The sequence below is a fragment of the Novosphingobium terrae genome, from assembly GCF_017163935.1.
GTDB classification, from domain to species: Bacteria; Pseudomonadota; Alphaproteobacteria; order Sphingomonadales; family Sphingomonadaceae; genus Novosphingobium; species Novosphingobium terrae.
This window is the reverse complement of sequence record NZ_JABVZR010000001.1, coordinates 3,044,693-3,066,735: the sequence shown is the minus strand read 5'-3', so window position 1 is coordinate 3,066,735 and position 22,043 is coordinate 3,044,693. Positions and strand designations below refer to the sequence as shown.

22 protein-coding genes and 3 tRNA genes are annotated in these 22,043 nt (G+C 65.9%); 10 read left to right on the top strand and 15 right to left on the bottom strand.

What is annotated here, in order from left to right:
- Nucleotides 1–15 precede the first annotated feature (15 nt).
- From HGK27_RS13705 to HGK27_RS13695, 3 genes are all read right to left on the bottom strand, one after another.
- Complete coding sequence (locus tag HGK27_RS13705) at nucleotides 16–1,746, bottom strand: hypothetical protein (protein WP_206241257.1); 1,731 nt, start codon at nucleotides 1,744–1,746, stop codon at nucleotides 16–18.
- Nucleotides 1,743–3,425 carry a hypothetical protein gene (locus tag HGK27_RS13700; RefSeq protein ID WP_206241256.1) on the bottom strand — a complete coding sequence of 561 codons (1,683 nt, stop codon included), beginning with the start codon at nucleotides 3,423–3,425 and terminating at the stop codon, nucleotides 1,743–1,745. Before HGK27_RS13700 ends, HGK27_RS13705 begins: the two co-directional genes overlap by 4 nt.
- Before the next feature lie 91 nt (nucleotides 3,426–3,516).
- Complete coding sequence (locus HGK27_RS13695) at nucleotides 3,517–4,221, bottom strand: GcrA family cell cycle regulator (protein WP_206241255.1); 705 nt, start codon at nucleotides 4,219–4,221, stop codon at nucleotides 3,517–3,519.
- Nucleotides 4,222–4,296: 75 nt separating this feature from the next.
- On the opposite strand from HGK27_RS13695, the gene HGK27_RS13690 reads away from it, so the two are divergent.
- Nucleotides 4,297–5,190 (top strand): ABC transporter permease, encoded by an 894-nt coding sequence (locus HGK27_RS13690; RefSeq protein WP_206241254.1) that lies wholly within the window; start codon nucleotides 4,297–4,299, stop codon nucleotides 5,188–5,190.
- 76 nt (nucleotides 5,191–5,266) lie between these two features.
- On the opposite strand, the gene hspQ is transcribed toward HGK27_RS13690, so the two are convergent.
- Nucleotides 5,267–5,647, bottom strand: a complete 381-nt coding sequence (gene hspQ / locus HGK27_RS13685; RefSeq protein ID WP_206241253.1) for a heat shock protein HspQ — start codon at nucleotides 5,645–5,647, stop codon at nucleotides 5,267–5,269.
- Nucleotides 5,648–5,807: 160 nt separating this feature from the next.
- On the opposite strand from hspQ, the gene HGK27_RS13680 reads away from it, so the two are divergent.
- Nucleotides 5,808–5,897: transfer RNA gene (locus HGK27_RS13680), tRNA-Ser, on the top strand.
- Nucleotides 5,898–6,003: 106 nt separating this feature from the next.
- Here HGK27_RS13680 and HGK27_RS13675 read toward each other — a convergent pair.
- From HGK27_RS13675 to HGK27_RS13650, 6 genes are read right to left on the bottom strand one after another with little or no spacing between them, the layout of a single operon-like run.
- Nucleotides 6,004–7,182: a DUF1501 domain-containing protein gene (locus HGK27_RS13675; RefSeq protein ID WP_241127149.1), complete on the bottom strand. Its 1,179-nt coding sequence runs from the start codon at nucleotides 7,180–7,182 to the stop codon at nucleotides 6,004–6,006.
- Between the two features lie 2 nt (nucleotides 7,183–7,184).
- Nucleotides 7,185–8,585 (bottom strand): DUF1800 domain-containing protein, encoded by a 1,401-nt coding sequence (locus HGK27_RS13670; protein WP_206241252.1) that lies wholly within the window; start codon nucleotides 8,583–8,585, stop codon nucleotides 7,185–7,187.
- A 60-nt stretch (nucleotides 8,586–8,645) separates the two neighbouring features.
- Nucleotides 8,646–9,098: a periplasmic heavy metal sensor gene (locus HGK27_RS13665; protein WP_206241250.1), complete on the bottom strand. Its 453-nt coding sequence runs from the start codon at nucleotides 9,096–9,098 to the stop codon at nucleotides 8,646–8,648.
- An 11-nt stretch (nucleotides 9,099–9,109) separates the two neighbouring features.
- Complete coding sequence (locus HGK27_RS13660) at nucleotides 9,110–9,529, bottom strand: hypothetical protein (RefSeq protein ID WP_206241248.1); 420 nt, start codon at nucleotides 9,527–9,529, stop codon at nucleotides 9,110–9,112.
- The gene (locus tag HGK27_RS13655) at nucleotides 9,522–10,115 is read right to left on the bottom strand and encodes an RNA polymerase sigma factor (RefSeq protein ID WP_206241247.1); all 594 of its coding nucleotides are present in this window, start codon (nucleotides 10,113–10,115) and stop codon (nucleotides 9,522–9,524) included. Before HGK27_RS13655 ends, HGK27_RS13660 begins: the two co-directional genes overlap by 8 nt.
- Before the next feature lie 51 nt (nucleotides 10,116–10,166).
- The gene (locus tag HGK27_RS13650; protein ID WP_206241245.1) at nucleotides 10,167–10,628 is read right to left on the bottom strand and encodes an EF-hand domain-containing protein; all 462 of its coding nucleotides are present in this window, start codon (nucleotides 10,626–10,628) and stop codon (nucleotides 10,167–10,169) included.
- A 210-nt stretch (nucleotides 10,629–10,838) separates the two neighbouring features.
- On the opposite strand from HGK27_RS13650, the gene HGK27_RS13645 reads away from it, so the two are divergent.
- Both HGK27_RS13645 and HGK27_RS13640 read left to right on the top strand, forming a co-directional pair.
- Nucleotides 10,839–12,038, top strand: a complete 1,200-nt coding sequence (locus tag HGK27_RS13645) for a sensor histidine kinase (protein WP_241127147.1) — start codon at nucleotides 10,839–10,841, stop codon at nucleotides 12,036–12,038.
- Nucleotides 12,028–12,771: a LytR/AlgR family response regulator transcription factor gene (locus tag HGK27_RS13640; protein WP_206241244.1), complete on the top strand. Its 744-nt coding sequence runs from the start codon at nucleotides 12,028–12,030 to the stop codon at nucleotides 12,769–12,771. Before HGK27_RS13645 ends, HGK27_RS13640 begins: the two co-directional genes overlap by 11 nt.
- Before the next feature lie 60 nt (nucleotides 12,772–12,831).
- Here HGK27_RS13640 and HGK27_RS13635 read toward each other — a convergent pair whose 3' ends face one another.
- Entirely contained in the window at nucleotides 12,832–13,185 is a 354-nt protein-coding gene (locus HGK27_RS13635) for a UrcA family protein (protein ID WP_206241242.1), read from the bottom strand.
- Between the two features lie 260 nt (nucleotides 13,186–13,445).
- Between HGK27_RS13635 and HGK27_RS13630 the strand changes: the two genes are divergently transcribed.
- The 5 genes from HGK27_RS13630 to HGK27_RS13610 all read left to right on the top strand — a co-directional run bounded on the left by HGK27_RS13630 (nucleotide 13,446) and on the right by HGK27_RS13610 (nucleotide 16,053).
- Nucleotides 13,446–13,982 carry an AAA family ATPase gene (locus HGK27_RS13630; protein ID WP_241127145.1) on the top strand — a complete coding sequence of 179 codons (537 nt, stop codon included), beginning with the start codon at nucleotides 13,446–13,448 and terminating at the stop codon, nucleotides 13,980–13,982.
- A gap of 88 nt (nucleotides 13,983–14,070) precedes the next feature.
- On the top strand, nucleotides 14,071–14,967 hold the full coding sequence (locus HGK27_RS13625; protein WP_206241241.1) for a hypothetical protein: 897 nt from the start codon (nucleotides 14,071–14,073) through the stop codon (nucleotides 14,965–14,967).
- Nucleotides 14,968–14,997: 30 nt separating this feature from the next.
- Nucleotides 14,998–15,073 (top strand) — tRNA-Thr (locus HGK27_RS13620).
- 36 nt (nucleotides 15,074–15,109) lie between these two features.
- Nucleotides 15,110–15,184, top strand: a tRNA-Glu gene (locus HGK27_RS13615).
- A 407-nt stretch (nucleotides 15,185–15,591) separates the two neighbouring features.
- Nucleotides 15,592–16,053 carry a hypothetical protein gene (locus HGK27_RS13610; RefSeq protein WP_206241239.1) on the top strand — a complete coding sequence of 154 codons (462 nt, stop codon included), beginning with the start codon at nucleotides 15,592–15,594 and terminating at the stop codon, nucleotides 16,051–16,053.
- Nucleotides 16,054–16,086: 33 nt separating this feature from the next.
- Here the strand turns inward: HGK27_RS13610 and HGK27_RS13605 are convergent, their stop codons facing one another.
- Nucleotides 16,087–17,112: a leucine-rich repeat domain-containing protein gene (locus HGK27_RS13605; RefSeq protein WP_206241237.1), complete on the bottom strand. Its 1,026-nt coding sequence runs from the start codon at nucleotides 17,110–17,112 to the stop codon at nucleotides 16,087–16,089.
- Nucleotides 17,113–17,114: 2 nt separating this feature from the next.
- Nucleotides 17,115–18,446 carry a replication-associated recombination protein A gene (locus HGK27_RS13600; protein WP_206241235.1) on the bottom strand — a complete coding sequence of 444 codons (1,332 nt, stop codon included), beginning with the start codon at nucleotides 18,444–18,446 and terminating at the stop codon, nucleotides 17,115–17,117.
- 404 nt (nucleotides 18,447–18,850) lie between these two features.
- Here HGK27_RS13600 and HGK27_RS13595 point away from each other — a divergent pair, with 404 nt between their 5' ends.
- On the top strand, nucleotides 18,851–19,693 hold the full coding sequence (locus HGK27_RS13595; RefSeq protein ID WP_241127143.1) for an alpha/beta hydrolase: 843 nt from the start codon (nucleotides 18,851–18,853) through the stop codon (nucleotides 19,691–19,693).
- Nucleotides 19,694–19,815: 122 nt separating this feature from the next.
- Here HGK27_RS13595 and HGK27_RS13590 read toward each other — a convergent pair whose 3' ends face one another.
- The gene (locus HGK27_RS13590) at nucleotides 19,816–21,003 is read right to left on the bottom strand and encodes a glycosyltransferase family 4 protein (RefSeq protein WP_206241233.1); all 1,188 of its coding nucleotides are present in this window, start codon (nucleotides 21,001–21,003) and stop codon (nucleotides 19,816–19,818) included.
- A gap of 197 nt (nucleotides 21,004–21,200) precedes the next feature.
- Complete coding sequence (locus tag HGK27_RS13585; RefSeq protein ID WP_206241231.1) at nucleotides 21,201–21,575, bottom strand: hypothetical protein; 375 nt, start codon at nucleotides 21,573–21,575, stop codon at nucleotides 21,201–21,203.
- Nucleotides 21,576–22,043 lie beyond the last annotated feature (468 nt).

Sequence of the window (22,043 nt, the reverse complement as noted above, 5' to 3'; positions counted from 1 at the left end):
TTACAGATCCTGTATTTACCAGTCGGGCGGGGCCAGGCAGCAGAAGGAGCCCTGGCGTCTTGCCCGGTCACGCAGCTCCTCGGGCAGCTTGTTGCAGCCCATCACGATGCCGGAGGATTGCCGCTTGTCGAGATAGAGCAGCGGGTCCTCGATGGAGCCGCGCGTGCGCAGCGGCAGCACACCCAGATAATGCTGGGGCGTATGGCTGGCCATGAAGGTGAAATAGGTCACATCGTCGATCAGCAAATTGCGCGCGGGTGTTTTGGGCGAGAGACCGCAGCGCGCCGCCGCGCCCAGAATATCGTTTTCCGAGTGGGTGCGGGCAAACAGCGGCACCGAATAGGGCTGGGCGGGCAGATAGGCCGGGGCGTCGAGCGCTTCGACCAGCGGCGGACCATAGAGCCCGCCCACCAGCACCAGCGAGAGGATCATCAGCGGCCCCAGCGTCATCGCCAGCACCGGCAGGGCGCGTTTCAGCCAGCCCAGCCCATGGGGCGAGGCCAGACCCATGACGATGGCCAGAATCAGCAGCGGCAGCTCGAAGGAAACCTCGTAATCATGGCGCACGAACTGGCTGGCGCACCAGGCGGCGGCCACGGCCAGCAGGATCAGCGCCATCACGGCGTCGCAGGCCAGCACCTTGCGCCGCCCCTGATGCCACAGCGCGGCCAGAGCGGCGGTCAGCCCGGCGGCACCGGCCAGCGCCCAGATCACCTCCATGCCGCCGCGCCAGCCCTGCATCTCGTCGGCGCTGACCCGGCCCGCCACCAGCCAGCGCGACATCGGCACGACCTGCGGCGCGGCGCTGTCGATATAGGCGTCGAAGCGCAGGTTGGAGAGGACTGTCCAGCCCATCTGCAGCAGCCCGCCAAGTCCGCTGGGGGCGGCATTGTTGACGATGCGCGCGCCGATGTTCTGGCGGTTGAACTCGCGGTTGATCAGCGGGTCGAGCGGGCAGGCGAGGCGGGCGCTCCAGTAATGCATCGCGGCCAGAGCGGCGCCCACCACAACCGCCAGCGCCACCGCGCGGGGCAGATGAGCGCGCGGGCCCCGGCTGGCCATCAGGATCGCGGCGGCGAAGACCGGCATGGTGATCAGCGCCTTGAAATGATAGCTCAGCGCCACCATCGCCAGCGCGGCGATGCTCATCGAGCGCAGCCAGGCGATCTCCGGCGAGGCCAGCGTCTTGGAATAGGCGAAATCGGCGAAAGGCTCGAAGCGGTTGCCGGGCGCCTGCCACGATCGGCTGGCGATCAGCAGCGTGGCGGTCAGCGTGAGGAGGATCGGCTGTTCGGGGCGGCTCCACACCATCAGCAGCGGGGTGCAGCCAAGGCCGATCAGCGTGCAGGCGATCACCGCGATCATATGGCGCTCTGTGCGGTTGCGCGCCAGACGGCGGATCAGCGCCAGCAGCAGATAGAGCCAAGCGCAGGCATAGAGCACGCCCGACAGCCGCACCCAATAGGGCTCGGCGAAATGCAGGTTGAAGATGCCCGAATACCAGCGCACCGGCCACATAAAGAAGGGCGGCAGGGAGAGCGTGTTGGGGCCGCACTGGTCGGAATAGAGCTTGTCGAAACCGTCGATCCAGGCGCGTTCCTGCAGGCGCCAGCCCACCTCATCGGTGTAGAGCGGCAGCAGCAGCCCGCCCAGCAGCCCCATGACCAGCGAGGCCACCACGCCATGGCGCAGCAAATGGAACAGTTTGAGATAGGAGGGAGGCGTTTCCTCGCGGGCCTCGCTCATTGCGCCGCGCCGCCTTGCCATTGGTCCGCGCCGATGCAGCAGACGTCGCCCGTGGCCTTCGCCTTTGCGCGCAGGGCCGGGGGCAGGGCGCCGCAGGCCAGCACCACGCCCGAGGCATGCTGCTGCTTCAGATAGGCCAGCGGATCGGTCAGGCTGCCGCTCCAGCGCGGTTCCAGCACGGAGGTCTTGTGGTCGGGCAAGGGGGCATCCATGAAGGTGAAATAGGTGATGTCGTCGAGCAGCAGATGCGCCGGATGGTTGGCGGGCGTGATGCCGCAAGCGGCGGCGGCACGCAGAATTTGGGTGCGCAGCGTGCTGTAATGGGCAAGGCCCACCGAATAGGGCTGGTTGGGCAGATAGCCACCCTTATCCGCCACCTGTGCCAGCGAAGGGCCATAGAGCCCCAGAATGGCGATGGCGCTGATCGGCAGGGCCAGACCGGTGGTGATGGCCACAAGGCTCAGGCTGCGTGTCAGGCGCGGAGACAGGGGGACGCAGAGCGCCAGAGCAAAGGTGAGAGCCAGCAAGGGCAGCACGAAGCTGGCCTCATAGACATTGCGCACCACCTGCGACATGCACCAAGCCGAGGCGCAAAGCAGCGTCACCCCTGCCAGCACGATGCGCTTGTCGAGATCGAGCAAGGCCCGTCTTTGCCGCCACAGCGCCGCGCCCAGCGCCCAGATCGCCAGCACAAAGCCGGCGATCCACAGCAGATTGAGGGCGATGGTCCAGCCGATCTGCGTGGCCTTGCTGACGATATGGGGCAGCATCCAGTTGGACATGGGGGTGATGTCCGGCGCGGCCTGAGCCACATAGACCGGCAGCTGATAGTTGGCGATCAGCCGCAGCGGCGCCATCGCCCAGCGGCCATCGCCCAGCAGTTGCAGGCCGAGGCTTTGTTTGGCGTGATCGGCCTGAAGGATGGGGTCGCCGGGGCAGGCCATGCGGGCGAACCAGTAATGGGCCGAAATCGCCGCCGCAGCGATCAGGGCGAGGGCACACAGCGCCTGCATGATCCAGCTGCGGCGCATGGGCGCGGCCGCGATCATCGCTGCAACAAACAGCGGCATCAGGATCAGCGCCTTGAAGTGATAGGAGAGCGCAATCACCCCCAGCAGCAGGATCGCCAGCGGGGCCCACAGGCGCGTGCCGTTCTGGTTGCGCTGCGTGCCGTTTCGGGGGCTTTGCCCCATGGCGATCAGCAGGCTGGCGGTGGCGCACAGGATGATGGGCTGCTCGGGGCGGCTCCACACCAGCAGCCATGGCATCACGCCCAGACCCATCAGCCCGCAGCACAGCATCGTCAGCTGGCCCCGGCGCAGGCGGTCGGCGGTGGCCTGACGGATCAGCGCCAGCAGCATCGCCACCCAGCCCAGCGCATAGGCCACGCCCGAGAGGCGCACCGCGAAAGGATCGGGCCATGCCAGATTGAAGAACGCCGAATACCAGCGCACCGGCATCATGAACCATGGCGGCCCGGCCAGCGTGTTGGGGCCGCATTGCTGGGAGAACAGCTTGTCCACGCCGTCGATCCCGGCGCGTTCCTGAAGGCGCCAGCCCACCTCGTCGGAGTAGAGCGGCAGCAGCAGGCCGATCAGCAGCATGCCTGCCAGCACGGTGGGCGCGGCAAGCGGCAGCCACCGCGCCAGTCGTGAGGCAGGAAAGTGTGTGCGAATCATCGCAAGGCTGATCGCAAAACGCGCGGTAGGCCACAACTGGCTACCGCGCGTCGAATTGTATCAAAATCGTGCCCGGTGGGGCCCGACCTGCTCAGCGCAGGCGGGGACCACCGAAAGGCAGGGGCGGAGGGGGACGGCGCGCACCACGCGGCAGCTGCGCCTGATAGGCCCGGCCGCAATGTTCGACGCAGTAAGGGAAACCGGGGTTCACCTTGTCACCGCAGAAGTGGAAGTCGGGCTCGCCGGGGTGGCCCATCGGCCAGCGGCAGATACGGTCGTTCAGATCCAGCAGGCTGGTCTTGTCGGCCACATCGGCGCTCGGCTTGGCGGGCACCAGACGGCGCGGCGGGGCCGGCGGGATCGGAGCCTGCTGATCGCCGGGGCCCTGACGCAGGAAGCCGCCGGGGCCGACCGAGACGATGCGCGGCGAAGGCGCGGCAGCGGGCGCATCCGAAGCGGGCGCGGCAGCCACGGGTGCTGGCGGCGGCGGAGCGGCAGGGGCCGGACGCGGCACTGGCGCTGCAGCACGCGGCGGCGGCGGAGCGGCAGGCGCGGGCGCTGCGGGAGCCGCTTCCACCGGGCGCGGGGCGCGGGGCGGCGGGGGCGCGGCGGGCGTATCGTCCGAGCGCTCATTGGCCTTCACGGGTGAGGGGCGTGCTTTAAGCCCCAGGCGGTGCGCCTTGCCGATCACGGCATTGCGGCTCACTCCGCCCAGTTCCTCCGCGATCTGGGAGGCGGTCGAGCCGCCCTCCCACATGCGGGTCAATTTGTCGATGCGTTCGTCGGTCCAGCTCATCGATTGTCCGAAATTCGAGTGTGGGTGACAAGCGGGCGCTTGCCAGCCGCGAAAGACCCCGATAGTCGCCTAGCCATGGCCGATCAACCCCGCTTTGCCGCTGAAAACGCCCTTGGGGCGCAGCAAGTCAAACCTGCCCTGTTGCCGCGCGGTTTCCCGCCGCAGGGTGTGCCGATCATCCATGGCGTCAACCGCCTGGGCTTGTGGACCCTCTATATGAAGGAGGTCCGCCGGTTTTTAAAGGTGCATACGCAGACAATCTGGGCCCCTGCCGTCACCACGCTGCTTTTTCTGGTGATCTTCACCGTGGCGATGGGGCGCGGCAACCGCATGGTGCTGGGCGTGAACTTCGCCACCTTCGTGGCGCCGGGCCTGATCATGATGGGCATGATGAACAATGCCTTCCAGAATGCTTCCTTCAGTTTTCTGGCGGGCAAGATGCAGGGCACGATCATCGATTTCCTGATGCCGCCGCTTTCCACCGGAGAACTGATGGTGGGCATGCTGGCTGGCGCGATGACGCGCGGCATTATGGTGGGCTGTGCTCTGGCGGGCGCGATGCTGCTGTGGCCGGGGGTCAGCCTGAGTGTGGCGCATCCCTGGGCGCTGGTGTGGTTCGGGCTGATGGGGCCGCTGATGCTGGCGCAGATCGGCCTGATGTCCTCGATCTGGGCCGAGAAGTTCGATCATAACGCGGCCATCACCAATTTCGTGATCCAGCCGATGGCGCTGCTCTCGGGCACGTTTTACGTGATCGACAATCTGTCGCCCGCCTTTCAGTCGGTGAGCCGGGTGAATCCCTTCTTCTATGTGATCTCCGGCTTCCGCTTCGGCTTTCTGGGGCAGAGCGACATCGGCACGACGAATCAGGACGTGCTGCATGGCGCGCTGGGGCTGCTGGCGTTGAACATCGTGCTGGGCTTTGCGGCCTATCGCATGCTGCGTTCGGGCTGGAAGCTGAAGGGCTAAGGGTTTCACGACGGGCAGACAGCAAAAAGGGCGCCTTGCGGGGCGCCCTTTTCGTATCCGGCGATTGGTGTGCTGCTTAGTGGCTCATGGCGCGGCGCAGCGGATAGCGTGAGCCGTCGAAATCCTCGAAGATCTGTTCGAGCTGGGGATGGTCCACCGGGCCGGTCTCGCTGTCTTCCAGCAGGTTCTGCTGGCTGACATAGGCGATATAGGCCCCATCCTCATTCTCGGCGAAGAGGTGATAATAGGGTTGGTCGCGGCGGGGGCGCAGATCCTTGGGGATCGATTCGTACCATTCCTCGCTGTTGGCGAAGACGGGGTCGATATCGAAGACGACGCCCCGGAAATCATATTCGCGATGGCGTACCACATCGCCGATGGCAAAGCTGGCGTGGCTGGCGCGCGGCACATCGATGCGGCGGCCGGCCTGGGGTGAAAAGAAACTCGCACGGTCCATGAGCTTGAATATAGGCGCTGGGGTTGTGGAGAACAAGCAAGGCGAGAGGAAAATCCACCGTCATGTCGTTTTAAGGGCTTGGCAAGGTGAGAATCATTGGCTAGGGGGCGGCTCCCGACCGGATGAGGGCCTTCCCAAAAGGCTTTTGTTCCTACCTTGCGGAGAGGTGGCAGAGTGGTCGAATGCACCGCACTCGAAATGCGGCATACTCGTGAGGGTATCCAGGGTTCGAATCCCTGCCTCTCCGCCATCACCTCCTCTGAGGTGTATCAGCCCCTTGTTAAGTGGGCATTTTCCTTCGATCTTTAGCTCGCCACCTTTGCTGGTTCGCAGCATGCATTGATGGCCGCCAGAGCCTAGACCGACACCAGCCCTGTCACAGGACGCGCCCCGCCTGCCAGCGGGAACAGCACCCGCGCCACATGATCGGGGTCGAGCGCCAGTGCCTCCCCCGCCACGCCGGCGATCAAAGCGTCGAGACCGACCGTGGGCCGCAGATCGCGGTTCTGATAGAGCTGGCCATTCGCCAGCCCCGGCCAGTCGGCCACCACGCGCCCGCCGCGCACGTTTCCGCCCAGCACCCAGGCCACCGAGCCTGTGCCATGATCCGTACCGCCCGTGCCATTGGCGGCGGCGGTCCGCCCGAATTCGGTGGCGACCACCACGGTCGTCTGCGCCCAGACCGGCCCCAGCCCGTCGCGCAGAGAAGCCAGCAGCGTGTCGAGCGCCTTCAATTGCCCCGCGAGCCGGTTGTTCTGCCCGCTATGCGTATCCCAGCCGCTGGTTTCCAGCATGGCAATGCGCGGGCCTGCGGGCTTGGTCAGGAAGCTGGCCGTCAGATGCCCCAGCGAGGCCGGGTCCTGCTTGGCGCCCGTGCCCTCGGCCAGATCGCGCGCGGCCAGGGCGGCGGACCATGCCGGGTGGAACTGCTCGTCCCTGGCGTAAAGCTGCCCCACCCGCATCATCAGATCGTCCGAAGGCTGAGGCAGGGCCGAGGGCGCATAGCTGGAGACCTCCACGCCCCCGCGCAGCGCCTGAGGCACGGTGGCGGCAATGGCAATCGCGCTATCCCCTCCATGCAGCGGGGGCAGCATGCCGGTCAGGCGGTTGAGCCAGCCGTCGCGGGTCTGGTAGGGCTGGGTGCCGCCCGTCTCCAGCACGTTCTGGCCATCGAAATGCGAGCGGTCACGGTAGGGGGAGGCGGCGGCATGCACGAACAAAGCCTGTTTCGCCGCGAACATCGCTGCGGTCTGCTTCAGCGAGGGGTGCAGCGCAAAGGTGCCGTCCAGCCTGGTTGCCGTGGCCGGATCGATGGCCAGATCGCCGCGTAGCCGCGCATAGGCCGGATCGGCATAGGGCACCACGATGTTCAGCCCATCGGCGGCGCCGCGCTGGATGATGAAGATAAAGCGCCGCTCGGTCTGGGCGGCGGCCAGCACCAGTTGCGGCGAGACCAGCATCGCGCCCAGCCCGGCACCCGCGCAGGCGATGAAACGACGGCGGCCAAGGAGGGGGGCAAGAATGGGATGGCTCATGTTTATCTCCGCAGAAAATCGGGGGACACCAGCAGCAGCGCCAGAGCGCTGGCCGGGCTTTCCGCCATGGCAACCTGCCCGGCGGTCGCCGGATCGAGCGAGGCGGGCAGCAAACGCGGTGCCAGCGCCCGCGCATCGATCTGGTCGCCCAGCGGTAACACCAGCCGCTGGGCGAATTCCACGCGGCGCATCAGCGCATCGGGCGCGATCCAGCTGGCGCTGATATCGTCCCATCCGGCGGGCGAGCCCGGCTTCCATACCTGCTGGCCCAGTTGGCGCTGCACGGCAGCCATCTGGATCGCGCCGGTCTCGCCGCGCCCCAGACCGCGCAGGGCCGAGATGGTCCATTCCCAGGGCGTCTTGAACTTGAGGGGCTGGGGCTGCCAGGCCTCGGGGCTGTCGATCAGCGCCTTGTAGAGCGTGGGCAGATCGCCGCCGCTGCTGGAAAACACGCCCGCCAGCCGCTCGACCATGGCGGGCGGGGGCGTATCACCGGCGAAATGGCGGGCCAGCTTGGTGGCGATATGGGTGGCCGTGGCGGGCGCATGGGTGAAATCCGCCAGAGCGGCGCGGGCCTGATGTTCGCCCAACTGATGATAGGTGCGGCCAAGGATCTGGCGCGAGCCCGGCTCATGCTGGCGGTCGCGGAAGAGGAAGGTGCCGGGCTCGTTGCTCTCCGCGCCCGAGACCGACCAGCCCGTCAGCGCGCGGGCAAATTCGGTGACATCGGCCTGCGTATAGCCGCTGCGCACGCCCAGCGTGTGCAACTCCATGATTTCACGCCCGAGGTTTTCGTTCAGGCCCCGCCGCTTGGCCGGATCGCCACGTTGGGCAGCAACACTGTTCGGGCCGATCGACTGGTTCTGGTTGAGGTAGATCAGCATGGCGGGGTGATGCTCCACCGCCATGGCCATATCCTCGAAGCGGCCCAACACATGGGGGCGGATCGCATCGCGTTCGAAGGCACCGGCATAGGCGGTGACGGGCTGATTATCGACCGAAACGCAGAAATGGTTCGACCAGAAATGGACCATGCGCTCGACGAAGGGCGCCTGAGTCTGCAGCGCGGCATCGCTGCGCGCCTGCACCGCCGCGCGATAGAGCGCCTGCACCTGCTGCCCGTAATCCTGACGCGCGGCGAGCAGGGCGGGGTCTTTCACGCCGGTCCCGTCAGCAGGGGCGGGAGGTTGGTTTTTCCGCTCCATCCGGCGTTCGGCCTGATAGGCGGTGACCATTGCCCCGGCATCGGGCAGGGCGGCGAAACCGGCCGGGCGGGGCTCGTAATGTGCGAACTGGTCCAGCAGCCAGCCGCGCGGATCGGCGGGCGCGGCGCCGGGGCTGGCGCCCAGCCCGAAGCGGTTGAGCGCGATCGCCTGAGGGGAGAGAGCATGGGAAACCGGCATGGATGCTGTCCTCTATGGGTCTGCCCTTTTTGAACGCCGCGTGGCGGTTTTTCCGTCGCGCTATTTTGCGGTTTTCTTCAGCACCCCTTTGCGCTGCAGGCTTTCGGCCAGTTTGATGCGATCGGCCTGAGGCAAGGTGGCGATGAAGGGCACCGCGCGCTCCTCGACATGGGCGCGCAGGGCCACATCGCCTTCGCGCACCTTTTGCAGCGCCGCCAGCAGCGCAGGCTGATCGACTACGGGAGCGCTCAGCAGATTGGCGGCCTCGTCGCGCCGGGCACGATTGTCCTGCACCATGGGCTGCACCTCTTTGCGGGCGGCGCGCAGGGTCTGGCGCAGCGCCTTGCGCTCATCCTTGGGCAGATCGGCGCCCGCAATGTGCATCGCGCCCGCACCGATCATGGGTGCTTTGGCCTGCAGGCGATAAAAGGCGGCAATCCCCCCCGCGACCAGAAAGATGTTGAGCAGGATCGAGACCAGACAGACGACCCGCAAGCTGCCCGGATTCCTCATAAAAGGACTCATCATCCTTCTCCCGGGCTGAAATCGCCGAAGGCCGTGGCCTCGAAGCTGGAGGAGGCGGAGGGCAGGGCCACGCCGCTCAGCGAGGCAAAGGCCAATCCGGCCCCCGCACCGGCCAGTGCCGCGCCCAGTCCCAGCGCCGACCACCACAGCCGCACGCGCCGACCAAGCGGCGCCTGCCACGATCCTGTCACAGCCTGACGCAGGCGTGGTGAGGGCGCGGGCACCGTCCAGAGATCAAGCTGCGCATCGAGGGCCGCCGCCTCTGCCAGCAAGGCTGAGGCCTGAGGGTCCTGCGCCATGTGCCGGGCCGCGCCCTGCACCTCGGCAGGCCAGCGGGCGATCTCGCCGCCATAGGCCTGCGCCAGTTCGGCGAAGCGGGCCATCGTCAGCACTGGCGTCGGTGTCAGGGCTTCACTCATCGCGCCAACCTTCCTTTTGGGCAAAATGCTGCTTCAAGCTGCGGCGTCCGCGGGCCAGCAGGCTTTCCAACGCCTCGACGCTGATGTCCATGACTTCCGCCGCCGCGATGTTGGTAAGGTCCTGATAATGCACCAGCAGGATGGCCTCGCGCTGACGTTCGGGCAAGGTGGCAATCGCCTGCGCCACCGCCTGTCCGCGTGCGGAGGCTTCCAGCATGGCATCGGCGCCCGGCTGCGGATCGGGCGGATCGGGCAGGTCCTCGCCACCGGGCACGGGGGCATGGCGTTTGCGGCGCAGCCGGTCGCGGCACAGGTTGAGCGTCACCGTATGCAACCATGTGTCGAAGCGGCCTTGCCCGGGCTGCCAGCGCGGCGCCTGACGCCAGGCGCGGGTAAAGGCCTCCTGCGCGACATCCTCGGCCTCGGCCGGATCGCGCAGCAGGCGCAGTCCCAGTGCCAGCACGCGCGGCAGGCGGGCGGTGACGAATTGACGCACCGCCCCCTCGTCGCCCTGTCCCATCCGCGCGACAAGCGCGGCATCCGGGTCTTGCGCGATCAGCGCGGTATCCGGGTCCTGCGTGGTCAAGCCGGACTCGCGCAGGCAGCAGAGCGCATAGCAGAGCAGGGCGCCACAGGATCAAGGCTGCTGCGCTGGGGCGGGCATGTCACCGCCACCCTGAGCGCCCTGATTCGCGCGCTGCCTGCCACCCCGCTGCCCCATGCGCTCATCGGGCGTGAGGACGCCATCGCCATTGCGGTCCATGCGCTGGAACCGGGCGGTGAGGGCGGCGCGGATTTCATCCTTGTCCAGATAGCCGTCATGGTTGGTGTCCATCCGGTCGAAACGGCGTTCGGGATTGCCGCCCGCCTTCTCGCCCTTGCCTCCCGCACCGGCGGCCATCATTTCGGCCTTGCTGATGCGGCCGTCGCCATCGGTGTCGGCGGCCATGATACGCGCGGTCTGGCGCGAAAGGAACTGGTCAAGCGTCAGGGGTTTTCCGTGAGCCGGCGCATCATCGGCGCTCTGGGCCATGGCGGGCTGAACGAGAGCTGGCATGGCCAGCACCATGCTGGCCAGCAGAAGAGGGGAGAGGCGCATAAGGGTCTCCTTGAAGGTTCGATCATCCACGAGCATCCGCCTTTCGGGGGCGGATGCCGGTTGAACGCGGCGCGGCGCCGCTTCCGTCGCGCGGGGGTAAAGTTTTTTCGCGGACCTGCGGGCCCCGGGATTTCGGCAGGCGGCCGACCGCTTTCGACCAACGACATGTCGGCCCATGTTTCTTGCCGCCATTCAGGCTATGTTGAGCGGATGCAATCCGAGGAACCACCCGCCGCACGGCTTGCGCCTTCGGTCGCCCTGATGTCGATCGCCTGTTTCTGGGCTTTCTATCTGACCATCTGGTCGCTGCGATCGATGGCGCTCTATCATCACGATCAGACCGGCATGCTGGGCAAGCGGGCGGTCGTCTCGCTGTTCAGCGCCGGTGTCACGGTGCTCTTTTACCTGCTGATGCGCCGGGTGGCCGGGGCCAGGCTGCGCATCAGTGTCGGGCTGGCGCTGATGCTCGCGGTGCCTGCTGCCCTGTCCTATTCGGCTTTCAACTGGTACATGTTCAGCCATATCGGCGAGGGTGTGGCGATGAGCTGGCACTGGACGGCCCCGAAGGCCGAAGACCTGCCCCCTCTGCCGCCCACCCCGCCGGCGCCCCCGGTGGTGCCGGGAGCCCCTGCGCTCAGCGTCGGCATGATGCGCAACACATCGGATGAGGGGATGACGCCGCTGCAATCCATCGTGGATCAGGCGGTGAATGGCTATTTCTTCTTCATTGCCTGGTCGGCGCTCTATCTGGCGCTCAGCTATGCGGTGCGGGCCGCCGCGCTGGAACGGCGCGAGGCGGCCTTGCGCGCGGCGGCTCAAGCCGCCGAACTCAAGGCGCTGCGCTATCAGGTCAATCCGCATTTCCTGTTCAACACGCTCAATGCGCTCTCCTCGCTGATCCTGACCGGCAAGCGCGAGCAGGCCGAGCAGATGATCATCAATCTGGCCACCTTCTTCCGCACCAGCCTGACCGGCGATCCCACCGAGGATGTGCCTCTGTCTGACGAAATCATGCTGCAAAGGCTGTATCTCGATATCGAGCGGGTGCGCTTTCCCGACAGGCTGCTGGTCAGCATGGATGTGCCCGAGGCGCTGCTTCACGCCTGCGTGCCGGGGCTGATCCTGCAACCGCTGGTGGAAAATGCCGTCAAATATGCCGTGTCGCGCTCGCGCCGCCCGGTGACGATCCGCATTGCCGCGCGGGAGGAGGGGGACAGGGTCACGCTCCGCGTCGAGGATGATGGCGATCCCATCGCCGCAGTTGAAGGCGGCACCGGTGTGGGTTTGCGCAATGTTCGCGACCGGTTGACGGCGCGCTTCGGCAGCGCTGCGGCCTGCCATTGGGAGGCGCGGCCCGAAGGCGGTTTCACCGTCACCCTGACCCTGCCGCTGGTGCGCCATGGCTGCTGAGCGTGCGCTGCGAACCCTGATCGTCGATGATGAGCCTTTGGCCATCGAGCGGTTGCAGATCCTCTGCGCGGCCATTCCGGCGGTGCAGCTGGTGGGCACGGCCTCCGATGGCGAGGCGGCGCTGCGGATGATCGAGGCGCTCTCGCCCGAGATCGTGCTGCTGGATATTTCCATGCCGGGGCTGGACGGGCTGGATGTGGCCCGGGCGCTGGAAGGCAAGGTGGCCCGCCCGGCGATCATCTTCTGCACCGCTTTCGACCAGTTTGCTGTCGCCGCTTTCGATGTGGCGGCGGTGGGCTATCTGCTCAAACCCGTTACGCCCGAACAGCTGGCCAGAACCATCGCCCGCATCGCCGAAACCCTGCGCGTGGAACGCCCCGCGCCAGCCGAAACGCCGGAATGGGTCGAGGAATTCTGGGTGCCGCACCGCTCCGAGGTGATCCGCATCGCCGCGCAGGACATCGACCGCATCGAGGCCGAGCGCGACTATATGCGCCTGCATGTCGGCCCGCGCAGCTTTCTGCTGCATCAGACGATCAGCGTGCTGGAGCAGCGGCTCGATCCTGCACGCTTCCTGCGCCTGCACCGCTCGACCATCGTGCGGCGGGACATGATCGCCAAGCTGTGCCATGATGGCCTCGGCACCTGGCATGCCGTTTTGAGCGATGGCGCGCAGCTGCGGATCGGCCGCAGCTATCTGGCCAATGCGCGCGCTCTGGTGGGGCGCGGCTGAAAAAGGCGCAGCCCCCGGGATCAGGTCCCGGAGGCTGCGGGGCAGGTGAAGGTGCCGGCTTTACCGGGCAGGGGGCGTGACCTTCACCTCATTGCTGGCCAGCGCCTTGCCGCCGCGCGCATTGGCAAAGGCCATATGGACCTGAGTCATCGCGCCGGTCAGGGCGGTGTCGCGGCATTGGGCGTAGATCTCGCGCATCGGTCCGAAATCGCCGGGGGCAGGGCGTTCGCAGACCTCGGCGGCGGCGCGCAGCACGCGGTGATGCAGCGCATCCTGACCGGCGCGGGTGGTCAGATCGAGATCGGCATAATGGACGAAGCGTTGCGGTGCTTCCGATGCGGCCATGGCGGGGGCGGCCGCCACGGTGCAGGACAGGGCGAGCGATGCAAGCGTGCGAAGCGTGGCAGTGGACATGATCGGTGCTCCTCCGGCGGGGGCGGGGTGAAGGCCCCCGCGCCTCTTTGCGGAGGCCAGGGCAAAGCCGCCGCTGATCCGGTCCTAGGCGCAAGCCGCGCGGGATGCGCCCGATCCTCGATCAGGGCCCCACAGGCCTCCATCAAAGGCAGGAGGCGCCGACGAATGAACAAGCAGCTTCGACAAACGTCAGGTTGCAGGAAGGCTGCCATTCCCCGGCGCGATGCGCCTTTGCGAAAGTGACGATGATGACCGGCACGATGAGTCCCTCCCGCCATGTGATCCTCTCGGGCTGTTCGGGCGGGGGTAAATCCACCCTGCTGGCGGAACTGGCCGGGCGAGGGTTCGGGGCGGTTGCGGAGCCCGGACGGCGGATCGTCGCGGAAGAATTGCTCGGCGATGGTGGCGCGCTGCCATGGGTGGATCTGGCGGGCTTTGCTCGGCGTGCGCTGGATCTGGCGGCGCGGGATCGCGATCTTGCGCCCAAGGGCCCGTGGACCTTCTTCGATCGCGGCCTTGTGGATGCGGCGGTGGCCTTGCAGCACGCCACCGGCCAGGCGGTGCGGATCACGCTGGCGCCTTTCCCCCGCTATCATCACAGCGTCTTTCTGACGCCGCCCTGGCCCGAAATCTACGCCGGGGATCACGAGCGCCGCCATGATATGGCGGAGGCCATTGCTGAATATGACCGCCTGCTGATCGCTTACGGCGAACTGGGTTATGCCCCGATCGTCCTGCCCAAGATCCCGGTCAAGGAAAGAGCCGACTTCGTGCTGAACCACCTCGGCCAGTGCTAAACCCACCCTGCCGGGCGCTTCCCCAAAAATGGGAGCGCGAGGGTGTAACACCCTCGCATTTCCGCTTTCTTCTTCTAGAACCCCTGCAATGCCTCACCCAAGCTTCACCCATTATGCCGCCGTCGACTGGTCCGGCGCCAGCGGAGAGCGGCACAAGGGCATTGCCGTGGCGATCATCGGCGCGGCAGACCCGATGCCCACGCTGGTCCGCCCCGGCCATGTCTGGTCGCGCATCGAGGTGCTGGACTGGCTGCTGAAGGAGACCCCGCCAGAGACGCTGATCGGCTTCGATCTTGGCCAGTCGCTGGCTTATGCCGACCAGGGCGCCTTCTTCCCCGGCTGGCAGGATAGCCCCGAAACGGCGCGCGATCTCTGGGCGCTGGTCGAGGCGATCTGCGTGGATGAGCCGCATCTGGGCGTCTCCAGCTTCGTCGACCACCCGCAGGCGAGCCGCTATTTTCGCCGCCATGGCCTGCGCGAGGGCGACCTGTTCGGTGCGGAAGGCCAGCCCGGCGGGCGCGGTCGCATGCGGGTGACCGAACATGCGCAGGCACTGGCCGGATGCCGCCCGACCAGCAATTTTAATCTGGTGGGGGCAGGGCAGGTGGGGAAGGGATCGCTGTCGGGGATGCGTCTGTTCCATCGCCTGCCGCGTGAGGTGACGGTCTGGCCGATGGACCCGCTGCCGCAGAAGGGCCGCGTGGTGGTGGAGATCTACACCACGCTGGCCGCGATGGCGGCGGGGCGCAGCGCGGGGCGCTCGAAGGTGCGAACACGCGGCGATCTGGCGGCGGCGCTGGTGGCGCTGGGGTGCCAGAGCGAAGCGGTGGAGGATGCCGATGCCCCCATCGCCGACCATGCCGCCGATGCGCTGATGACGGCGGCATGGCTGCGTGGCCAGGCGGCGCGAGAGGATTTGTGGCATCCATCCACGCTGACAGGCAAAATCGCGCTCACCGAGGGCTGGACCTTTGGCGTGGCATAGGGCATGGGGGCCTTGCTCTAGCAGAAACGTGCCGGCTTAGCTCAGCTGGTAGAGCACCTGATTTGTAATCAGGGGGCCAGGGGTTCGAACCCTCTAGCCGGCACCATTCTTCCTTCGGGAAGAAGGCAATACATCAGGCTTCGGCCCCTTCGTCTAGCGGTTAGGACGCGGCCCTTTCACGGCTGAAACACGGGTTCGATTCCCGTAGGGGTCACCATCTGCGGTGCAGATGGTGTGAAGATTGAGAAAGCCTCCGGTGGCACGGGCGCGAGATGGTCGCGAGAACGTGCCGGAAAGGAGCGTCCCTGAAATTCCAGAGGACGTTTGGCACCGAGGGTTCGGTGCATGTCATCGACATTGGTGCCCGGCAAACCCGCAGTCGGGGGGATTCGGAAAAGCCTTGGCGCCGCGGGCCCTTTGGGCGGTAAGGCGTGAACATCCCATTAATGCCGCGCTGTTTGTTGAGCGGATTGATCCGCGACTATGGGATTAAATCTGGACTCGGATGCGCCAAAAGGCGAAGTTGGCGTTATGAACAACGCATCACGCTATACATGGATTATTCCGGCCTTTTTCCTGATCTTGCCTTCCGGGGCGTATGCTCAGGAAGAAGATCCGCCGTTGATGGATGATCCTCCGCTGGCCTGGTTCAAATACAACACGGATGCCGATGGCGCGCCGACCTTTCTGTCGCGGGCCTGCGCCGAAGATGTGCGCCGGCGCAGCGATATTTCGGTGCATCCCTGCGCGATGGCCGAGGCCGAGGCGCACCGGCGGCTGATCGAGCGGCATGATGGGCGCGGCTCGGTCGGCCGGGGCGCTTTGCCGGATGGGGATCGCGAGCAGCAGCTTGCCGCGCTGGAGGATCAGATCCGCGAGATTCAGTACCATATGAGTGATACGCGCAGCCTGATCCGGCAGGAGCATCGCTTCGGGACAAACCATTGGGGCGCGGACAGGTCGGTGCTGAATTCAGCGCAGAGGGTGATCACGCAGGATCAGGACGCGCTTGCGGAAACCTATCGAACCTATCAGCAGATGGGTGGCCGCAAGTCGATGGAGGAGATCGGCGTCAGGCCGAGGTAAGGGCGCCGCCGCCATCCGGAGCGGCTGAGCGTGTCAGGGCCATAGCTCCTGCTGTTCGTTCAGGCCTTTGGCGGCCAGACGCTGCCTTGCATCCTCGTTCCAGGCCTTGCTGGCGCCGTTCAGGCGGATGGAGCGCGCGGTGGCGGGCCAGTCGCGATCCCGCAGCGCATCGAGATCCAGCATCGTGCCGAACACGGAAAACTCCCGCAGGCGTTGCTGGCTTTCCAGCCCCGGCAGGGCGGCCAGCTTGCGGCAGTTGAACAGCGACAGGCGCTCAAGCTGCGCACCGTTCAGATCGAGCTGCAGCAGCTGGAGCTGGTCCTCGACCCGCAACGCCGTCAGGGCAGGGAAGCGTGACAGGTCGCCCAGCGTGGCCAAGCCGCGAAGGCGCAGAATCTGCAGCATGCCCAGCGTCTGGCTGGACAGGTCATCGATGGTGGCGCGCCCGCCAAGGATCAGCGTCAGCGCCTCAAGCTGCGGAAGATCGGCGATAAAGCCCAGCCCATTGCTTTTTGCATAGGCGCTGAGCGTCAGCCTGCGCAGATCAGGCAGGCTGGCAATGGCGCCGATGCCTTTCGAATGGCCGTGGATGAAAAGCTGAGTCAGCGATGTGGCCCGCGCCAAGGGCGAGAGATCCACATTGCGCTTGCGGTTCTCCACCAGCGTCAGCCCTTTCAGCCGGGCAAGGTCGAGCGTTTCCAGCAGATCGGGCCGGTTCAGCTCGAAGACGCCGAAAGACAGGCGTGTCAGCCGGGGAAGGCGGCCGATCTCTTCCTCATGCACGATCTGCGTCAGGCAATCGACGGATAGAGTGCGCACCTCGGGCAGATGGCGCAGCCATGCGGCGTCGAACTGATCGCCGTAATGACCATAGAAACGCACGCATAATGCCTCGCCCGCCAATCGGCATGCTTCGTTCAGGGCGGCCAGTTTCGCCGGATCATAGGCGTCGGCGCGGCTGAACTGGAGCGTCAGTTCGCCATGCTGCGCGCAAGCCTGCGCGATCCCGTCAGCCGAGATCGAGGCGGGGTTGTCGATCCGCCCGGACGCGATCTCCATCGTCAGCGCTCGTCCTGCCGTTCGCGCTTCTTGCGCTCCCACCATTCGAGGCGTTTGAGGATTTCGCGCTCGAAACCGCGCTCCACCGGGCGGTAGAAGGTCTGGGGCTGCATCTCCTCGGGCCAGTAATTGGCGCCGGAAAAGCCATCCGCCTGATCGTGGTCATAGGCATAGCCCTTGCCATAGCCGATCTCCTTCATCAGCTTGGTGGGCGCGTTGAGGATGTTGGCGGGCGGCATCAGCGATCCTGTCGCCTTGGCGGTGGCGGCGGCGGCCTTCCACGCCACATAACCCGCGTTCGATTTGGGCGCTGTGGCGCAATAGAGGCAGGCCTGAGCGATCGCCAGCTCCCCCTCCGGCGAGCCGAGGAAATCGTAGGAGTCCTTGGCCGCCAGGCATTGCACCAGCGCTTGAGGATCAGCGAGGCCAATGTCCTCGCTGGCAAAACGCACGAGGCGGCGCAGCACATAGAGCGGATCTTCCCCCGCCGTCAGCATGCGCGCCAGATAGTAAAGCGCCGCCTGCGGGTCCGACCCGCGCAGGGATTTGTGAAGCGCCGAGATCAGATTGTAATGGCCCTCACGGTCCTTGTCGTAGACGGCGACGCGGCGGTTGAGGAACTGGCCCAATTCGGCAGGCCCCAGCGGCTCCATCAGCGAGGCGGTATACAGCGTCTCGACCTGACCCAGCAGAAAACGCCCGTCGCCATCGGCGGAGGCGATCAGGGCTTCGCGCGCGGGTTTGGTGAGGGGCAGGGGCACGCCCTCGGCCTCCTCGGCGCGTTCCAGCAGGGTGGTCAGCGCCTCGGGCGAGAGGCGGTGGAGGATCAGCACCTGCGCGCGGCTCAGCAGAGCGGCGTTGAGTTCGAAGCTCGGGTTTTCGGTGGTGGCCCCCACCAGCGTGACCGTGCCCTTTTCCACATAGGGCAGAAAGCCATCCTGCTGGGCGCGATTAAAGCGATGAATTTCATCCACAAAAAGCAGCGTCGGGCGGCCATGCAGGGTCAGCGCGCCCTCGGCCTCGGCGAAGATCCGCTTGAGATCCGCCACGCCCGAAAACACCGCGCTGACCGCCGCATAACGCATGCCCACCGCATCGGCCAGCAGCCGCGCGATGCTGGTCTTGCCCGTGCCCGGCGGACCCCACAGGATCATGCTCGACAGCCGTCCGGCACCCACCATCCGCCCGATGGCGCCATCCGGGCCGGTCAGATGTTCCTGCCCGATGACCTCCGCCAGAGATGTCGGGCGCAGGCGCTCGGCCAGAGGCATCGCGGTGGGCGGAGCAACCGCCTCGGCACGCGGCGGGGGATCGGCTTGGAAAAGGTCGGCCATAAGGGGGTATGTAGGGGAGGCGGCGGGAAATTGCATCCGTCTGTTCAAGGGGGAAGGTGGATGATGCGAGGGGGTTACCCCCTCGCGCTCCCATGACGTCTCCCGGCGAAAGGGTATTGGCTCCCGGTCGTGGCGCGAGGCCTCTCCGTTGTGTGTAGAGAGAGTGCCTCCGGTGGCAGGAAAGCATGAATCCGCTTCATGGCTCTGTCGAGATAATATGCTTTGATTGCGGTGGTTCCGCCACGCCATATCGCTGGACATGGTGGAAAAGCAGGACTGATCCCATGCGAAGATTTGTAGCTTGCGTGCTTATGCTTTGCCTCTCCGGTCCCTTGGTGGCTGCACAAGGCGCTCCGTGGCCGCCCTCTTCGGATCATCCGCAAAGACCGATATGGCCCGGCGCCGTGCCCGATGCCATGCCTGATCCAGAACCGGAAACGGTCGGGCCGCCTCCGGGCAATGCGTGGTGGGCCAGAGTTGCCAATGTGAGCCGACCGACCATGACAGTTTACACCCCGAAAGGCCTGAACACCGGCGCTGCGGTGGTCGTGTTCCCGGGCGGCGGCTATCAAATTCTGGCCATGGATCTTGAGGGCACGGAGGTCTGCGATTGGCTGACCTCTCGCGGGATAAGCTGCGTGTTGTTGAAATATCGCGTGCCGGATTCCGGGCCGACAATGAAGGATGGGCATCGCTATTACCCGAAGGTGCAGACAGCCCTTCAGGATGCTCAGCGCACGATCGGCTTGTTGCGCCAACAGGCCGGGCAATATGGGATCGACCCTCACAAGATCGGGGTCATCGGCTTTTCCGCAGGAGGGCATCTGGTCGCTGCCGTGAGCACACATTTTGCTCAGCGGACCTACCGGCCTGTGGATGATGCGGATGGATTGAGCAGTCGCCCTGATTTCGCGATGGCGATCTACCCCGGCCATTTGTGGGTGCATGAGGATGACGATGACGCCACGCGCCACGAAACGGACTTGAGCCTGCGTCCGGACATTCATGTGACGCGGGACACGCCGCCCACTTTTCTGCTGCAGGCCGAAGACGATGACGTGGATGGGGTGGAGCAATCCCTGGCCTATTACGTGGCGCTGCAAAAAGCGGGCGTTCCCACTGAAATGCATCTGTACGCACAAGGTGGACATGCCTTTGGACTGCGACCGACCAATCATCCGATCAGCCACTGGCCAGTTCTGGCCGAGCAATGGCTGCGCACCATTGGTATCCTGAAACCGGAATAGCGGCCCCGCAGGGAAAAACGATGCCCCACAGTAAGCCGTGCCGCGAGGCCAAGGCCCAACGCAACCTCTCGCCGGGAGACGTCACGGGGGTGCAGGGGGTGTAATACCCCCTGCTTCAACCCTTACGCCTTGCGAGCCCTCTGCCGGATCAACCGCAGATAGGTGTCAGCCACGGACTGGTTGATCCGATCCCAACTGAAGTCCCGCGCGCGCGCCTCGCCCGCAGCGCCGTGAGAAGCGCGCAGATCGGCATCGGTCAGATAGACCTTCAAGGCCTCGGCAAAGGCATGCACCGCACCCGGACGGATCAGGCGGCCATTCACGCGATCATCCACGAGGCTCTCGCTGCCGGTGGCCTCGGCGGCCACGACGGGGCGGGCGCAGGCCATGGCTTCCAGAGTCACATTGCCGAAGGTCTCGGTGATCGAGGGGTTGAACAGCACGTCCATCCCCGCCACCGCGCGGCCAAGATCGGTGCCAGCCTGATAACCGGCGAAGACGGCCTTGGGCAGGCGGGCCTCCATCCAGCCCTGCGCCGGGCCTTGGCCGATCACCAGCACGCGATGGGGCACACCGCGCTGTTCGAGTTCCTCGATGGTGTCGGCGAAGACGTCGAGGCCCTTTTCCATCACCAGACGGCCAAGGAAGCCGATGGCCACCTCATCATCGGCAATGCCCAAAGAGCGGCGCCAGGCCAGATCGCGGCGCTCGGCATTGAAGATCTCGCGGTCGACGCCGCGCGACCATAGCGAGATGTCGTAATTCATGCGCTGGTCGCGCAGCACCTGCGCGAAGCTCTCCGAAGGCGCGACAAGCCCGTCGCAGCGGCGGTAGAAGCGGCGCAGCAGGGCGGTGAGCAGCGGTTCGATCCAGGCCATGTTGTAATAGCGCGGATAGGTGTCGAAGCGGGTGTGAACGCTGCCCAGCACGGGCAGCCCGCGGTCCCGCGCCCAGCTGACGGCGCGATGGGCCGTCACATCGGGCGAGGAGACGTGGACGATGTTGGGCTGGAAAGCATCCAGATCGCGCCGCACGGAACGCGGCAGGCCGCTGGCGATGCGATATTCGGCGCGGCCCGGAATGGCGAAGCTGGGCACGCTGACCAGATCGCCGGTGGGCTTGAAGGCGGGATTGGGCACGGTGGGCGAATAGATGCGCACCTGAGCGCCCTTGGCCAGCAGATAGCCGACCAGCCGGTTCAGCGCCTTGTTCGCGCCGTCGGTGACCATGTTGTAATTGCCGCTGAAGAGGGCGACGCGCAGATCCTCGATGCGGGCGGGGAGCGCGGGAAATGTGTCGGACGAAGTCATCGGGAGGCCCATAGACCTGTCGGCCCGGTTTGGCGAGGGGGCTGCCTTGCGCGGAAGCGCTGCAGGAGGAGGGGGCAAGAAAAAGGCGCATGGCCCTCCACAAGGGGAAGAGAGGGCCATGCGCTCAAGTTTGGGGCACCCTGCCGGGAGGGGGAGAAGGGCAGGGCGACCAGAAGTCGGACAATCAGAAAGGCGTGTTACCAGCCGCGGTGGCCGTAGTAACGGTGACCCCAGTGATCCCAGTAGTAACCGTCATGCCAGGCCCAGGGGCGGTAATAGCCACCGTAGTAATAGGGCGGGGGCGGCGGGGGCGGGGCATAGTAGCCATAGCCAGCCGGGTAGTAGTAACGCGGGCGGCTGCTGTCGACGATGGCCGCACCCAGCGCCGCGCCGACGATGCCGCCGGCAATCACCGCGCCGGCGCCGCCACCGCGATGGTAGCCGCCGTGCCAGCCGCCACCCCAGCCGGGGCGGGCTTCAGCGGTGGTGGCCATCATGCCGGTCGCGGCCGTGGCAACCAGTGCGGCGGCCATGGCGGCCTTGCGCATCACTGTTCCGAACTTGACGTTCATCGTAGCTCTCCTGTCGGCGGCCGGGCTGGAACCCCTGTTCGGCCCTGGCGAGTCGCCGTCTGTGAGACCGATATGGGGCTTTCCAACTGAACGAAAACGGGACGGCGCTTGCAGCCGAGGTTCAGCTTCGATGAGCGGTGCATGGGCTGCGATATCCTACATTTGTAGGGGTGAGTCTGGGGGTAGGCCGGGCCTTGCCATGGTCGAAAGGGGTGTTCGATCCGGTGTGGTGTTGCAGGGGCAGCTCTCGGCGCCGGAAGACAGTCAAATCGGATGAATTATTTATACTGGAGGCACTGGCCTTATCGTATCAATACGATAAGCTGGATGCGTGGACTGTAACGCTCCCATGTTGAAGTCGACGTTTTGTGTATCCGGTTCGGAGGCGACCCGATCCGGATACACAATTCGTAACAGACATGCAGTCCATCGCATGTTACGGCTCAGGATAATCGGTGTAACGCCTGC